Here is a 15,802-nt window from a genome sequence, read left to right as displayed (position 1 = left end):
CCGCCCATCTGTTTTACTGGCTCACATGACTGCGACGACGAAATGGACCCCCACCGGCACACTGCCGGCAGGTGAGCGTGCCATGTGCCGTCGAATGTGTCACCGCTGAGGGCCACCGCCCCCGGCACCCGCTGAGAGTGCCTCCCCCTCGCGCCCCGAAGCGAGGACCCCGGCGCCGTTCCCGTCCGTGCGAGCGCGCCCTTCCTGCCGCACCCCCTCCTTCCGCCTGCCCGCCCACCCGCGGACACGGTGACTCGTAAGGGCCACGCCGTCGCGCGGCCCGGCCGTGCAACGGCCACGATCAAGAGGTGGCAGGTCCGGACCCCCCAGGCACGACGCCGTCCACGTCGCCGACCGCACCCCGGCGCGGCGGCCGTACGCCGTCCGCCCCCGACCCACGGAAGCAGCTGTGATCACCACCACGGACCTCACCAAGGTCTACCGCTCCCGCGGCCGCGAGGTGACCGCCCTCACGGGCGTCGACCTCCACGTCCGCCCCGGCGAGGTCTACGGAGTCGTCGGCACCAGCGGCGCCGGCAAGTCCACCCTCATCCGCTGCGTCAACATGCTGGAACGGCCCAGCTCCGGCACCGTCACCGTGGACGGCGTCGAACTCACCGCCCTCGCCGGCGGCGAGAACCGCGCCGGCAGGGAACTGCGCGAGGCCCGCCGCCGCATCGGCATGGTCTTCCAGCACTTCAACCTGCTCGCCTCCCGCACCGTCCAGCAGAACGTCGAACTCCCGCTGGAGATCATCGGCCTGGACCGCACCGAGCGCCGCCGCAAGGCCGCCGAACTGCTCGACCTCGTCGGCCTCGCCGACAAGGCCCGCAGCTACCCCGGCCAGCTCTCCGGCGGCCAGAAGCAGCGCGTCGGCATCGCCCGCGCCCTCGCCGGCGACCCCAAGGTGCTGCTCTCCGACGAGGCCACCTCCGCCCTCGACCCCGAGACCACCCGCTCCATCCTCAAGCTGCTGCGCGACCTCAACCAGCAGCTCGGCCTCACCGTCCTGCTGATCACCCACGAGATGGACGTCATCAAGTCCGTCTGCGACTCCGCCGCCCTCATGCGCGGCGGCCGGGTCATCGAGTCCGGCGCCCTCACCGACCTGCTCGCCCGGCCCGACTCCGAGCTCGCCCGAGAACTCTTCCCGCTCGGCGAGTTCGGCACCGGCCACCCCGGCGCCACCGTGCTGGAGATCACCTTCCAGGGCGACACCCCCGCCCAGCCCTTCGTCTCCCAGCTCGCCCGCACCTACCAGATCGACATCAACATCCTCGGCGCCGCCGTCGAGACCATCGCGGGCCGCATGGTCGGCCGGATGCGGGTCGAACTGCCCGGCAGCCACCAGGACAACGTGGTGCCCATCGGCTTCCTGCGCGAGCAGGGCCTGCAGGTCGACGTCCTCGACACCACCCTCACCGCGACGACGAAGGGAGCGGACGCATGACCTGGGACCAGATGCAGGAACTGATGTGGCCCGCCACCTGGGAGACCCTCCAGATGGTCGGCGCCGCCACCGTCGGCACCGTCCTGCTCGGACTGCCGCTCGGCGTGCTGCTGGTGCTCACCGACAAGGGCGGCCTGCTGCAGAACCGGCCCGTCAACAAGGTGCTCGGCGCCGTCGTCAACATCGTCCGCTCGGTGCCGTTCATCATCCTGATGATCGCCCTGATCTCCTTCACCCGCTGGCTGGTCGGCACCTCCATCGGCTGGCAGGCCGCGACCGTACCGCTCACCATCGGCGCGATCCCCTTCTTCGCCCGCCTCGTCGAGACCTCCGTGCGCGAGGTCGACCGCGGCCTGGTCGAGGCCGTCCAGGCGATGGGCGGCTCCACCTGGACCATCGTCCGCAAGACGCTGATCCCCGAAGCCCTCCCCGGCCTCGTCGCCTCCGTCACCACCACGATCATCACCCTGATCAGCTACTCCGCCATGGCCGGCGCGGTCGGCGGCGGCGGCCTCGGAACCCTCGCCATCAACTACGGCTACTTCCGCTTCGAGACCGCCTTCATGTGGATCATCGTCGCCGAACTGGTGATCATCGTCACCCTCGTGCAGCTGCTCGGCGACTGGGCCGTCCGCGCCCTCGCCCACCGCGGCCGCAGCGGCGGACGGACCCGCCTGCTCGGCCCGCGCGGCCGCGTCCCCGCCGCCCCGGCCACCCCCGACGACGACCTCGTCGCCCCCTAGACCACCCGGCGTCCGAACCCGGACCCGGCTCCCCGCATCACGCAGAAAGGCACTTTTCGTGCGCAACGCCCTGAAGTTCACCAGCGTCCTCGCCACCGCCGGCATCGCCCTCTCCCTGGCGGCCTGCGGCAGCAACGGCGACTCGAAGTCCTCCTCGGACCCGAACGCGCCGCTCACCGTCGTCGCCAGCCCCACCCCGCACGGACAGATCCTCAAGTACGTCAAGGACAACCTCGCGGACAAGGCCGGCCTCAAGCTCACCATCAAGGAGGTCACCGACTACGTGACCCCCAACACGGCGGTGCAGGACGGCTCGGCCGACGCCAACTACTTCCAGCACGTGCCGTACCTGGAGGACTTCAACAAGAAGCACAACACCCAGATCGTCTCCGTCGAGACGGTCCACCTGGAGCCCCTCGGCCTCTACTCCAAGAAGGTCAAGGCCGTCGGCGACCTCAAGGACGGCGCCACCGTCGGCCTGCCCAACGACGCCACCAACGAGGGCCGCGCGCTCAAGCTCCTCGCCGACAACAACGTCATCACCCTCAAGGACGGCGTCGGCACCGCCGCCACCCCCGCCGACGTCACCGGCAACCCCAAGAACCTCAAGTGGAAGGAGCTGGAGGCCGCCCAGCTGCCCCGCTCCATCGACGACCTCGACGCCGCCGTCATCAACGGCAACTACGCCATCGACGCCGGCCTCAAGCCCACCAGCGACTCGCTCGTCCTGGAGAAGGCCGAGGGCAACCCCTACGCCAACATCCTCGCGGTCAAGCAGGGCAAGGAGAACGACCCCCGGGTCAAGAAGCTCGCCGAGCTGCTCCACTCGCCCGAGGTGAAGAAGTACATCGACGACACCTTCAAGGGCGCCGTCATCCCGGCCTTCTGATCCGCGCCACCCGCGCCGCCGACCCGTCCCGCCGGACCACACCGGGCCCCCGCCGCAACCAGGCGGGGGCCCGGTCGGGCAGTATGCACCAGTGACGGTCCGACAGACCCACATCTGACGTACCGTCGTCCGGTCCGTGCACCGCGTGACAACCCGGCACCGGCGAGGCGTACGGTGTGTCCACGACCCGGCGAGGAGAGACGGCATGGCAGCGAGCTTCCCCGAGACCGCCATCAGCACCGAACGGCTGCTGCTGCGCCCGCTTGCGGAGGACGACGCCCCCGGCCTGGCCGCCATGATGGCCGACGAACTCGTCCTGGCCTGGACCGACCAGCCCCACCCCTTCACCGAGGCCCACGCCACCGACCTGGCCCGCACCCTCGCCCCCGCCCACCGCGCCGCCGGCCACGGCATCGTCCTCGCCGTCACCGAACACCTCACCCAGCGCCTGGTCGGCCTCGTCGAACTCCGCAACACCGACTGGCGGCTGCGCTCCACCGAGATCGCCTTCGTCACCGCCGCCTGGGCCCGCGGCGAGGGCTACGCCCCCGAAGCCGTCCTCGGCGTCGCCCAGTGGCTCTTCGAGGACCGCGGCTTCCAGCGCCTGGAACTGCGCACCGCCGCCGGCAACACCGCCGCCCAGCAGGTCGCCCAGAAGATCGGCGGCATCAGCGAAGGCGTGCTGCGCAGCGCCTGGATAGTGCGCGGCGAGCCCGGCGAGAGCGCCCCCGGGGCCCCCGCCGGCCGCCCGGCCGCCACCGACAGCCGTAGCGACCTCATCCTGTGGAGCCTGCTGCCCGAGGACCTCGACACCCCCGAGGCCCCCGCCCCGGCCTGGGCCGGCGGCGACCGCTACGTCCTGCGCGACTGACCCCGCCGCCCGCCCCGCCCCGCCCCGCCGCCCGCCCCGCACCCCGCACCGTCCGCCGCCGCCCCGCCCGCCCCGCCGCGCACAGGTGTGCGAGATGTCCGCGCCGAGGGGATCACACCCGGTAACCTCTGACCGGCGCCGCACACCGGCGCCGCCTGTCGGCGCACGGATGGCGAGGGAGACAGCCGCAGATGGCTGACCGGATCACGGTCATCGGATGGGACGGCACACCGCTCACCGAGGCCGCCGCCGCGGCCCTCGCCGCAGCCACTCTGGTGGCCGGCGCCCCCTACCAACTGGGGGCCCTCCCGGTCCCGCCCGCCGCCGAACGCATCGCCCTCGGCAGCATCCAGCTCGCCGCCCGCCGCATCGCCGAACACCGCGGCGCCGCCGTCGTCATCGCCGAGGGCGACCCCGGCTTCTTCGGTGTCGTGCGCACCCTGCGCCGCCCCGAATACGGCCTCGAACTCGAAGTCCTGCCCGCCGTCTCCTCCGTCGCCGCCGCCTTCGCCCGCGCCGGCATGCCCTGGGAGGACGCCCAGGTCGTCAGCGCCCACGGCGGACGGCTGCGCCGCGCCGCCAACGTCTGCCGCGCCCACCCCAAGGTCGCCGTCCTCACCGCCCCCGGCGCCGGACCCAGCGAACTCGCCCTCATGCTCCGAGGCGTCCACCGCACCTTCGTCGTCTGCGAGGCTCTCGGCACCCCCGACGAGGACGTCACCGTCCTCACCTCCGACCGCGTCGCCGACCACATCTGGCGCGACCCCAGCGTCGTCCTGGTGATCGGCGGCAGCAGCGCCGGCGGCCCCGGCGGCGGCCCGCAGAGCGGAGCCGCCGGCGAAGCGGCCGGCTGGCTCGCCGGACGCCCCGTCGGCTACCCCGGCCCCGACCGCGGCTGGGCCCTGCCCACCGACACCTACACCGGCACCGGGCGCACGCCCGGCGCGAGCGACACGCTCCCGGCGCACGTCCGCGCCCTCGTGCTCGCCCGCCTCGGCGCCCGCCCCGGCGACCTCGTCTGGTCCGTCGGCGCCGGAAGCGGCGCACTCGCCGTCGAGGCCGCCCGCTTCGGCGCCGCCGTCGTCGCCGTCGAGGCCGACCGCGCCGCCTGCGCCCGCCTCGCCGTCAACGCCCGCCGCCACGGCGTCGAGGTCGAGACCGTGCACGGCCACGGCCCCGACGTCCTCGGCGAACTCCCCGAACCCGACGCCGCCGTCGTCGAGACCGGCGGCCCCGAAGCGGTGCGCGCCGTGCTCTCCCGCCGCCCCGAACGCATCGTCGCCGTCGCCCGCACCCTCGCCGAGGCCGAGGAGGTCCGCCGCACCATCGCCGAGGCCGGCTACCGCGCCGACGGCGCCCTGCTCCAGTCCGCACCACTGCTCGCCCCCGCCCCCGCCGACCGGACCGGCGGCGACGGCGGGCACGGGCTGCGCCTCGGCGTCGGCGACCCCGGCACCTTCCTGCTCTGGGGTGAGCAGAAAGCGTGAAGGCCCGGTGCCGATTCCGGCGCGCGCGCCGGAGCCCCGCGACCGCCCGGCCGCACCGGACGGTGATCCAGGTCGCATCCGGACACCGATTCGAGAGGCGGACCCGCCGGGCCGGTAGTGTGGCGTCCGGGACGGCTGCGGCCTCCGCCGACCCGCCCGATCCGGTCGGTCCGTCGCCTTTCTGACGCGGTGCGGACCGATTCGGCTCGAAGTGTGGGCAATTCGACGGGCCGCCCACCGGACCTGGAGAATGCCGTAGGGTCCGGTGCGGTCGTGCCGGTTGCCCCGGCTTGTCGTTGTTTCAGATGACGCGCCGCCCGTCACGGGTGGTGCGCGGGGCCGGGGTGCCGCAGCGCGCCGGAAGGACTTCGGCCGCAGCGCCTCGGCGCGGCGGCCGTGTGTGGTTGAGGGGCGGGCCGGTGCAGGCCCGACCCGTGCGGATGGGCGCTGCGGTCGGTGATCGCGTCGCCGAGGGCGCGGCAGCGGCCTGGAAGGAGCTTTGACATGACCGATGGCGGCCACGTCCCGAACGAGGGACTGCCGGAGCACCTGCTCGCCGGGCCCGACCCGCTCCGCGGCCCCGAGGGCCCCGCGGCCGTCGCACCCGGGCAGGGCCTCGCGACGGACGGCTCCGGCCTGCCCGGCACGCTCCCGCCCGGCGCCGGCGTCCTCCCGCCGCACGGCGTCCCCGCCCAGGGCGCCCCGCTCGGCGCGCCCGGATTCGCCGCCCCCGGCGTCCCCGGCGACGGCTGGACCGTCGACCAGGCCGCCCAGCACCCCGCCTTCCACTTCGTCGACCAGCCGGACGGCCTCGACGACGAGGACGACGTCCTGCTGATGCCCGGCCCGCAGGGCACCTGGGGCGAACCCGTCGCCGACCAGCAGACCCCGCCCGGCACCCCCGTCGAGCCCTCCTGGCCGCCGCTGGACCCGCCCGTGCTCGGCGCCGCCCAGGCCCCGCAGGCCCCGCTGCACGCCCAGCCCGCGCCCGGCGGCCAGACCGTCCCGGTCCAGGCCCAGGGCCCCGAGGCGATGACGGCCGCTCAGCAGCCGCGCCGCCCGCTGCACGCCGGCCCGCCGATCCCGGACCCCTCCCTGATGACCGGCCAGGTCCCGGTCCGCTCCCTCGCGGACCGCGGCCCCTCCACCGGCAGCACGCCCGCCCACGGCATCCCCGTCGTGTCGCCGGCCGCCGCCGTCCAGCCGGAGGCGCAGGCCGCCCCGGTGGCCGCGCCCGTCGCCCAGCCCGTGCCGGCCGCGCAGCCGGCCGCCGCGCCCGCCGGGGCGCCGGTGCCGGTCGCGCCCGTGGAGGCCGCCGCGAGCGCCGCTCCGGTCGAGATCGCCGAGGCCGTCGAGGCCGCGGGGGCCGCCGAGGCCGTTGCCGTGCCCGTCGAGCAGGCCGTGGCCGGCCCGGAGACCGTCGAGGTCCCCGCGGCGCAGCCGGGCGCCCCCGCCCCCGTCGCGACGCCCGAGACCGCCGAGCCGGTTGCCGCCCCCGTCGCCGCCGAGGCCCCGGCCGCCCCTGTCGCCGAGCAGCCGGTGGCCGAGCAGGCCGTCGCCGAGCCGGTCGCCGTCGAGCAGCAGCCCATCGTGGAGCAGGCCGTCGTGGAGCAGGCCGTCGTGGAGCATGCCGTCGTGGAGCAGCCGGCCGCCGAGGCCCCGGTCGCCGAGCAGCAGCCGGCCGCTCCGGCCGGCCCGCCGCGCCGCATCTCCGCCTTCCTCGCCGCGCCGACCCCGCACGGCCTGCCGCAGGTCGAGGCCGTCGCCCCGGCCGCGCCGGCCGCCGTCGACACGGAGGCCGAGCAGTCCGCCCCCATAGCGCCCGTCGCCGAGCAGGCCGTGCCCGTCGAGGCGTCCGCGCCCGCCGCCGAGGTCCCGGCCGAGGCCGTCGAGGCCGCCGCCCCGCCGGCCGAGCCCGTTCCGGCCGAGCAGCCCGTCGCCGAGCCGGCCGAGCCGGTGGCCCAGGCCGCGGAGCCGGTCGCCGCCGAGCAGCCTGTGGTGGAGCAGCCCGCCGCCGAGCCGGTCGCCGCCGAGCAGCAGCCCGTCGCCGAGGCCGTGGTGGAGGCCGTGGTCGAGGCCGCCGCCGAAACCGCCGTCGGCACCGGCGAGATGCCCTCGGGCCAGCCGGTCGCCGTCGCGGCCCCGGTCGCGGCGGAGGCCGCCGAGCCCGTTGCCGAGCCGGTCGCCGCCGAGCAGCAGCCCGTCGCCGAGGCCGTGGTCGAGGCCGCGCCCGAGGCCGACGCCGCCGCTCCGACCGGGGCCGCCGGCACCGCCGAGACCGTCGCCGAAGCCGTCGCGGAACCCACCGAGACCGTCGAGTCCACCGAGGCCGCTGAGACCGAGGGCGCACCCGCCGAGGCCCCCGAGGGCGAGGCCGTCACCGAGGCCGAGCCCGAGGCCGTCACCGAGCCCGCCGAACCGCGCGGCCCGGCCGCCCCCGGCTACGACGACGCCGGCCGCGAGGCCGTGCACCAGGTCATCCGCGAGCGCCGCGACGTCCGCAACGGCTTCCGCCCCGACCCGATCCCGCACGAGGTGCTGATCCGCGTCCTGGAGGCCGCTCACACCGCCCCCAGCGTCGGCTACTCGCAGCCCTGGGACTTCGTGGTCATCCGCTCCGCGAAAACCCGCCGCAAGATGCACGAACTGGCCGAGCGCCAGCGCGAGGCGTACGCGGACTCGCTCCCCAAGGGCCGCGCGAAGCAGTTCAAGGAAATCAAGATCGAGGCGATCCTCGAGACGCCCGTCAACATCGTGGTCACCGCCGACCGCACCCGCGGCGGCCGCCACACCCTGGGCCGCCACACCCAGCCGCAGATGGCCCCGTACTCGGCCGCCCTCGCCGTCGAGAACCTCTGGCTGGCCGCCCGCGCCGAGGGCCTGGGCGTCGGCTGGGTGAGTTTCTTCGACGAGGAGGAGCTGGTCCGCGAGCTCGGCCTGCCCGAGCACCTGGAGGTCGTCGCCTACCTGTGCGTCGGCTTCGTCGACACCTTCCCCGACGAGCCCGAGCTCCAGCAGCAGGGCTGGGCGAAGAAGCGCCCGCTGTCCTGGGTGGTCCACGAGGAGCAGTACGGCAACCGCGCCCTGCCGGGCGAGGAGCCGCACGACGTGCTCTCCGAGACGCTGCGCGGCATCCGCCCGCTGGACGCCAAGGCGCTCGGCGAGGCCTGGGACCGCCAGAAGCGGATGACCAAGCCGGCCGGCTCGCTCGGCATGCTGGAGATCATCTCCGCCCAGCTGAGCGGCCTGTCCCGCAAGTGCCCGCCGCCGATCCCGGAGCCCGCCTGCGTCGCGGTCTTCGCCGGCGACCACGGTGTGCACGCGCAGGGCGTCAGCCCCTGGCCGCAGGAGGTCACCGCCCAGATGGTCGGCAACTTCCTCGCCGGGGGAGCGGTGGTCAACGCCTTCGCCAAGCAGATCGGCACCGAGGTCTGCGTGGTCGATGTCGGCGTGGCCGCCGAACTGCCGGACGCGATCCAGCAGGGCCGCACCACCGGCCTGCTGCCGCGCAAGGTCAAGCCCGGCACGGACGACATGACCCAGGGCCCGGCGATGACCCGCGAGGAGGCCCTCAAGGCCCTCGAAGTCGGCATCGAGACGGCCCGCGACCTCGTCGCGGCCGGCAACAAGGCCCTGGTCACCGGCGACATGGGCATCGCCAACACCACCGCCTCCGCCGCCCTGATCTCGGTGTTCACCGGCCTGGACCCGGCCGAGGTCACCGGCCGCGGCACCGGTATCGACGACGAGACGCACGCCCGCAAGGTCGAGGTGATCCGGACCGCCCTGGCCCTGCACCAGCCGGACCCGGCCGACCCGATCGGCGTCCTCGCCGCCGTCGGCGGCCTGGAGCACGCGGCCCTCGCCGGTTTCCTGCTCGGTGCGGCCAGCCTGCGCACCCCGGTCATCCTGGACGGCGTGATCGCCGGCTCGGCCGCGCTCGTCGCCAAGGCGATCGCCCCCGAGGTGCTGGCCGCCTGCATCGCCGGCCACCGCTCGGCCGAGCCCGGCCACCAGGCCGCGCTCGCCAAGCTCGGCCTGCGCCCGCTGATCGACCTCGACCTGCGGCTCGGCGAGGGCACCGGTGCCCTGCTGGCCCTGCCGCTGGTGCAGAGTGCGGCCCGCGCGATGCACGATGTAGCCACCTTCGACTCCGCCGGGGTCACCGAGAAGGCCTGACGCTCGTCCGAACCGCTCCGCGCACCGGCCCGAGGGCGCGCCGGTGCGCGGAGCGGCGCCGCATCCCCCCACTCTCACCGATCCAGGAGCACCACCGATGACCGCGCCCACCCCGCACCCCAGCACCGAGGGCCGCACCCCGTACCCCGTCGGCCTGCTGCTGGCCGGCCGCCGCGTCGTCGTGGTCGGCGGCGGCCACGTCGCCCAGCGGCGGCTGCCCGCCCTGCTCGCCACCGGCGCCGACGTGCACCTGATATCCCCGGCCACCACCCCGGCCGTCCAGGCGATGGCCGACGCGGGCGAGCTGACCTGGCACCGGCGGCCGTACCGGGACGGCGACCTCGCCGACACCTGGTACGCGCTGGTGGCCACCGACGACCCGGCGGTGAACACCGCCGTCAGCGCGGAGGCCGAGCGCGAGCGGGTGTTCTGCGCCCGCAGCGACGACGCCTCCGCCGCCACCGCGTGGACTCCGGCCAGCGGGCGCGACGCGGGGGCGACCGTGGCCGTCCTCACCGGCGACCCGCGGCACTCGGCGGCGCTGCGCGACTCGATCGTCGAGGGGCTGCGGGACGGCTCGCTGGCCGCCCGCCAGTACCGCGCCCGCGGCGCGGGCGTCGCGCTGGTCGGCGGCGGCCCGGGCGACCCGGACCTCATCACGGTGCGCGGCCGGCGCCTGCTCGCGGACGCGGACGTGGTGGTGGCGGACCGGCTGGCGCCGCGCGAACTGCTCGCGGAACTGCCGGAGCACGTCGAGGTGATCGACGCGTCGAAGATCCCTTACGGGCGCTTCATGGCGCAGGAGGCGATCAACCGGACGCTGGTCGAGCACGCCAAGGCCGGCAAGTTCGTGGTGCGGCTGAAGGGCGGCGACCCGTACGTGTTCGGGCGCGGCGGCGAGGAACTGCTGGCCTGCGCCGAGGCGGGGCTGCCGGTCACGGTGGTGCCGGGCATCTCCAGCTCGATCAGCGTGCCGGCGGCGGCCGGCGTGCCGGTCACCCACCGGGGGATGACCCACGAGTTCACGGTGGTCTCGGGACACGTGGGGCCGGACGACGAGCGGTCGCTCACCAACTGGGGAGCGCTCGCGCGGATGACCGGCACCCTGGTGCTGCTGATGGCCGTCGACAAGATCGGCGCGATCGCGGCCCGGCTGATCGAGGAGGGACGCGCCGCCGACACCCCGGTGGCCGTCGTCCAGGAGGGCACCACCGCCGCCCAGCGCCGCGTCGACGCCACCCTGGCCACCGTCGCCGCCACCGTCGAGGCCGAGGGCGTCAAGCCCCCGGCGGTCATCGTCATCGGCGACGTCGTCAACGTCCTCGCCCCCGGCGCCTGATCCCCGTCCCGTTCCCCGTCCCCTTTGCAATCCCTCGCCATCGGCACTTTGCAAACAGCTCTGTTTGCAAAGTGCCGATGCGTTTTCCCAGTTCATCCCGCCCAGCACCCCGTTCTCCCGCACTTTGCAAAGTTTGTACTTTGCAAAGTGCGGGAGGGGGAGCCGGACCCGCCGGCTACTCCAGCGGCTGCTCGGTCCAGATGACCTTCCCGGTGGCCGTGTACCGGGTACCCCAGCGGTCCGCGAACTGGGCGACCAGGAACAGCCCGCGCCCGCCCTCGTCCGTGGTGGCCGCGTACCGCAGGTGCGGCGACGTGCTGCTGCCGTCCGACACCTCGCAGATCAGCGCCCGGTCGAGCAGCAGCCGCACCTTGATCGGCCCCGTGCCGTAGCGGATCGCGTTGGTCACCAGCTCGCTCAGGATCAGCTCGGTGACGAACGCCGCGTCCGCCAGCCCCCACCGCTCCAGCTGCTCCGCCACCGCCGCCCGCACACCCGCGACCGCCGCCGGATCCGACGGCACGTCCCACTGCGCGACCTGCCCCGCCGGCAGCCCCCGGGTCCGCGCCACCAGCAGCGCGATGTCGTCCTGCGGCCGCGCCGGCAGCAGCGCCCCCAGCACGTCCGCACACGTCTGCTCCGGCGTCCGCGGCGGCCCGGCCAACGCCGCCCGCAACAGTTCCAGCCCCTCGTCGATGTCCCGCTCGCGGTCCTCCACCAGCCCGTCCGTGTAGAGCACCAGCCGGCTGCCCTCCGCCACCTCCAGCTCCACCGTCTCGAACGGCAGCACCGCCAGCCCCAGCGGCGGCCCGGTCGGCAGCTCAGGGAACACCACCGACCCGTCGGGCCGCACCAGAGCCGGCGGCGGATGCCCCGCACTCGCCACCGTGCACCGCCGCGCCACCGGGTCGTAGATCAGGTACAGGCAGGTCGCCCCCGTCACCGCCGCCGCGTCCCCGGTCGCCGACTCCTCCAGGTCGATCCGGTTCACCAGCTCGTCCAGATGCCCCAGCAACTCGTCCGGCGGCAGGTCCAGCGTCGAGAAGTTGTGGATCGCCGTCCGCAGCCGCCCCATCGTCGCCGCCGCGTGCAGCCCGTGCCCCACCACGTCCCCCACCACCAGCGCCACCCGCGCCCCCGGCAGCGGGATCAGGTCGAACCAGTCCCCGCCCACCCCCGCCTGCGCCGGCAGGTACCGGTGCGCCACCTCCAGCGCGTTCTGCGCCGGCAGGCTGCGCGGCAGCAGACTGTGCTGCAGGGTCACCGCCATCGCGTGCTCGCGGGTGTACCGGCGCGCGTTGTCGATGCACACGGCCGCGTGTGAGACCAGCTCCTCCGCCAGCGCCAGGTCCTCCTCCTCGAACGGCTCCGCCCGCTCCGCGCGCCAGAACCGGACGATCCCCAGCAGCACCCCGCGGGCCTTCAGCGGCACCCGCACCAGCGAGTGCACCCCGTACGCCAGCACCCGCGCCGCACCCTCCGGGTCCTGCTCCCGCCACCCCTCGGCCTCCGCCAACCGGGGCTCCACCCCCGGCAGCCCGCTGTTCAACGACCCCGCCAGCGGCGTCGAAGGTGCCACGTCCACCACCGTGCCCACCGGGTAGAACGGCGCGTCGTCGCGCACCGCCGCCACCGCCGCCCGCCGCATCCGCAACAGCGCCGGACCGGCCGGCGGCTCGTCGCCCTCCAGCACCTGGTCGGCCAGGTCCACCGTGACGATGTCGGCGAACCGGCCCACCGCCACCAGCGCCAGCTCCTCGGCCGTCCGCGTCACGTCCAGCGTGGTGCCCACCGTCACCCCGGCGTCGTACAGCAGCCGCAGCCGCCGCTGCGCCCCCTCGGCGCGCCCGGACAGCGCCAGCAGCTCCGTGGAGTCGCGCAGCGTCGCCACCGACCCCGGCGGCCCGCCGTCGCGGTCGGTGGGCCGCACGTTGACCGCCAGCAGCCGCTCGCCGGCCAGCACCACCTCGTCGCTGACCGCCCGCCCGTCCGCCAGCAGCTCCAGCGGCGCCGTCTCCAGCCCCAGCTCGGTCAGCGGACGGCCCTCGGCGTCCGGCGGCAGGTCCAGCAGCCGGCGCGCCTCGTCGTTGCAGAGCAGCAGCCGCCCGTCACCGCCGATGATCAGCACGCCCTCGCGCACCGCGTGCAGCACCGCCGCGTGGTGCTCGTACATGCGGGTCATCTCGGTCGGCCCCAGCCCGTGGGTCTGCCGCTTCAGCCGCCGGCTGATCAGCGCCGTCCCGCCGGTCGCCAGCGCCAGCCCGGCCGCCGCGGCCCCCAGCACCACCGGCAGCTGCCGCTCGCTGGCACTGCTCACCTTGGCGATGGTGATGCCCGCCGACACCGCCCCGACCACCTGCCCGTCCGCCGCGTGCACCGGCACGACGGCCTGCACCAGCGCTCCGAGGGTGCCGGTGACCTGCTCGGTCACCACCTGGCCGGCCAGCGCGGGCTGGTAGTCGCCGATGAACTTCTGGCCGATCCGCGCCGGATTGGGGTGGGTGAGACGGATGCCGTCGGTGTCGAGCACCACGATGAAGTCCACGCCCGCGTTGATCCGCGCCGACTGCGCCGAGGGCTGCAGGAGCGCGGTCGGGTCCGGGGAGCGCAGCGCCGCGACGATGCCCGGCGAGTTCGCGTAGGTCTGCGCGACCGCCACCGAGCGGTTGGTGGCCTCCTGCCGGGCGTCGTTGCGGGACTGCACCACCAGCGCGACCACGGCCGCCACCACCAGCAGCAGCACGACCACGACCTGCAGCGCGAAGACCTGTCCGGCCACCGACCGCACCCGGGCCGGGGTGGTCCGGGCCGTTCGTGATCGCTGGTGCCGACCGTGAGGGCGCCCACCGGGCGAGCCGGCGACGGTACCGGTGGATCGGGAGGCGGAGGTGGAACCGGCCGCACCAGGGTCCGACGGAGCCCAAGATCGGCCCGGAAAACGGGCCATACGTCATATTTGCACTCCACGCGGTGGCGGGCCAAGGCCGACCACCCCGCTCGTTGGGCCGGTTGGCCTTCCCCGCCCCGACTTGGCAAGATCGCAGGGTGTCCGAACCCCGCACCATCACCGACCCCGACGACCCACGCCTGGCCGACTACACCGGCCTGACCGACGTCGAACTCCGCCGCCGCCGCGAACCCGCCGAGGGCCTGTTCATCGCCGAGGGCGAGAAGGTCGTCCGCCGCGCCCTGGCGGCCGGCTACCGGATGCGGTCGATGCTGCTGACCCCCAAGTGGCTGGACGTGATGGCGGACGTCATCGCCGAGGTTGACGCGCCCGTCCACGTCGTCGAGCCCGCCCTGGCCGAGGCCGTCACCGGCTACCACGTCCACCGCGGCGCCCTCGCCTCGATGGAGCGCCAACCGCTGCCGGACGCCGCCGAACTGCTGGCCGGCGCCCGCCGGGTGGCCGTCCTGGAAGGCCTGGTGGACCACACCAACCTGGGCGCCATCTTCCGCAGCGCCGCCGCCCTCGGTATGGACGCCGTCCTGCTCTCGCCCGACTGCGCGGACCCGCTGTACCGGCGCGCGGTGAAGGTGTCGATGGGCGCCGTCTTCGCCGTCCCGTACGCCCGGCTGGACCCCTGGCCGGCCGCCCTGGACACGGTGCGCGCCGCCGGCTTCAGCCTGCTCGCCCTCACTCCGGCCGACACCGCCGTCGACCTGGCCGCCCTCGCCCCGCACCGCCTCCCCAAGGCGGCCCTGATGCTCGGCGCCGAGGGCGACGGCCTCACCCGTCACGCCCTGGCCGCCGCCGACCACGCGGTGCGCATCCCGATGGCGCACGGCATCGACTCGCTCAACGTCGGCGCCGCGGCGGCCGTCGCCTTCTACGCCGTCAGCACCACCGCCTGAGCGGGAAGCCCGAACGGGACGCCGGACCGGCAAGCAAGCCAGACCGGCAAGCAAGCCAGACCAGTAGGCAAGCCGGAGCGGGAAGTCGGACCGGCCGACTTCCTGCTCCGCGGTGTCGGCGTCAGCCCGCCGGGGCGGTCGGCGGCGCGGGGGCGGCGGCGGGCGGCGGGGTGGTGACCGGGGGAGTCATGGTGGGGGAGCCGGGCCAGGACTCCTCCAGCGTGCCGTCCGCGCGCGCCGTGTACCGGGTGGAGGTGGCGGCCCCGGTCTGGGCGACCCGCTCCTCCCGCACCAGCGCGCCGTTCTCCAAGCGCCAGGCCGCCGTCGCCTGCGGATCCGCCGCCGAGGAGCGGGAGGCCACGGTGACGGGGGAGTCCCCGGTGAAGGAGAACAGCTGCACGAGGTCGACCGGCACCGAGCCCTCCGAGCGCCGCAGCACCACCAGCGCGGCCGGCGCGCCCTTGTACCGGGCCGGGAGTACCGCGGTGAGCGCGACCTGCGGCCCCGCGCCCGCCGAACGGCCCTCCCGCAGGGCGATCGCCGGACCGCCCGCCGGATCGGCGTAGGAGCGGTTCGGCCAGTCGACCGCCGGGCCGGCGCCCTGGGCGGGCAGCAGCGCGCCCTCCGCCGCGCCCCCGTGCGCCGCGGCCGCCAGCGGGGTGGTCGACGGCGCGAGCCCGTCCGCCGAGAGCGCCGCCCCGGTCGGCGTCTCCACGGCGGGGACGGACGCGGGCCCGGCGCCGTCAGCGCCCGGCGAGGTGGCCGGGGAGGCCGGCGCCGCCACCGAGTTCGTGGGCGCCCGCACCCCCTGCTTGTCCCGGTTCTCGCACCCCTGCGCCGCCGCGATGGCCAGCGCCACACCCACCGTCACCGTCACGAACACCACCAGCCGCTGCCGCAGCAGCCGCTGCCGCGCCGTCCCGGGGCGCCCGCCGGGGGCGGGCGTGTGCTGCCGGTCGCCGGCCCGCGCCCCCGGGGCGCCCCCGCGG

At 75.4% G+C, this 15,802-nt stretch carries 10 protein-coding genes; 8 read left to right on the top strand and 2 right to left on the bottom strand.

Features of this window, described 5'->3' with window-relative positions; genetic code table 11:
- Nucleotides 1-409: 409 nt before the first annotated feature.
- The 7 genes from ABT238_RS36700 to cobA all read left to right on the top strand — a co-directional run bounded on the left by ABT238_RS36700 (nucleotide 410) and on the right by cobA (nucleotide 10,958).
- Entirely contained in the window at nucleotides 410-1,450 is a 1,041-nt protein-coding gene (locus ABT238_RS36700) for a methionine ABC transporter ATP-binding protein (protein ID WP_350570980.1), read from the top strand.
- Nucleotides 1,447-2,193 carry a methionine ABC transporter permease gene (locus ABT238_RS36695; RefSeq protein ID WP_350805958.1) on the top strand — a complete coding sequence of 249 codons (747 nt, stop codon included), beginning with the start codon at nucleotides 1,447-1,449 and terminating at the stop codon, nucleotides 2,191-2,193. The genes ABT238_RS36700 and ABT238_RS36695 overlap by 4 nt, the downstream gene beginning before the upstream one ends.
- Before the next feature lie 58 nt (nucleotides 2,194-2,251).
- Entirely contained in the window at nucleotides 2,252-3,082 is an 831-nt protein-coding gene (locus ABT238_RS36690; RefSeq protein WP_350570978.1) for a MetQ/NlpA family ABC transporter substrate-binding protein, read from the top strand.
- Between the two features lie 205 nt (nucleotides 3,083-3,287).
- Entirely contained in the window at nucleotides 3,288-3,953 is a 666-nt protein-coding gene (locus ABT238_RS36685) for a GNAT family N-acetyltransferase (protein WP_350570977.1), read from the top strand.
- A gap of 191 nt (nucleotides 3,954-4,144) precedes the next feature.
- Entirely contained in the window at nucleotides 4,145-5,440 is a 1,296-nt protein-coding gene (gene cbiE / locus ABT238_RS36680) for a precorrin-6y C5,15-methyltransferase (decarboxylating) subunit CbiE (protein ID WP_350570976.1), read from the top strand.
- A 504-nt stretch (nucleotides 5,441-5,944) separates the two neighbouring features.
- Nucleotides 5,945-9,619, top strand: a complete 3,675-nt coding sequence (gene cobT / locus ABT238_RS36675) for a nicotinate-nucleotide--dimethylbenzimidazole phosphoribosyltransferase (RefSeq protein ID WP_350805946.1) — start codon at nucleotides 5,945-5,947, stop codon at nucleotides 9,617-9,619.
- 97 nt (nucleotides 9,620-9,716) lie between these two features.
- On the top strand, nucleotides 9,717-10,958 hold the full coding sequence (gene cobA, locus ABT238_RS36670) for a uroporphyrinogen-III C-methyltransferase (protein WP_350570973.1): 1,242 nt from the start codon (nucleotides 9,717-9,719) through the stop codon (nucleotides 10,956-10,958).
- Nucleotides 10,959-11,133: 175 nt separating this feature from the next.
- On the opposite strand, the gene ABT238_RS36665 is transcribed toward cobA, so the two are convergent.
- On the bottom strand, nucleotides 11,134-13,905 hold the full coding sequence (locus ABT238_RS36665) for a SpoIIE family protein phosphatase (RefSeq protein ID WP_350805941.1): 2,772 nt from the start codon (nucleotides 13,903-13,905) through the stop codon (nucleotides 11,134-11,136).
- A gap of 98 nt (nucleotides 13,906-14,003) precedes the next feature.
- Between ABT238_RS36665 and ABT238_RS36660 the strand changes: the two genes are divergently transcribed.
- The gene (locus tag ABT238_RS36660; protein ID WP_350805936.1) at nucleotides 14,004-14,813 is read left to right on the top strand and encodes a TrmH family RNA methyltransferase; all 810 of its coding nucleotides are present in this window, start codon (nucleotides 14,004-14,006) and stop codon (nucleotides 14,811-14,813) included.
- 121 nt (nucleotides 14,814-14,934) lie between these two features.
- Here the strand turns inward: ABT238_RS36660 and ABT238_RS36655 are convergent.
- Nucleotides 14,935-15,802, bottom strand: an 868-nt coding sequence (locus ABT238_RS36655; protein ID WP_502891497.1) for a serine/threonine-protein kinase, incomplete at its 5' end; no start/stop codon positions are given.

Source organism: Kitasatospora sp. NPDC001527 (assembly GCF_040298605.1).
Lineage (GTDB): Bacteria > Actinomycetota > Actinomycetes > Streptomycetales > Streptomycetaceae > Kitasatospora.
Note: the sequence above shows the minus strand (reverse complement) of the source record. Positions and strands in the feature narration are given on the sequence as shown.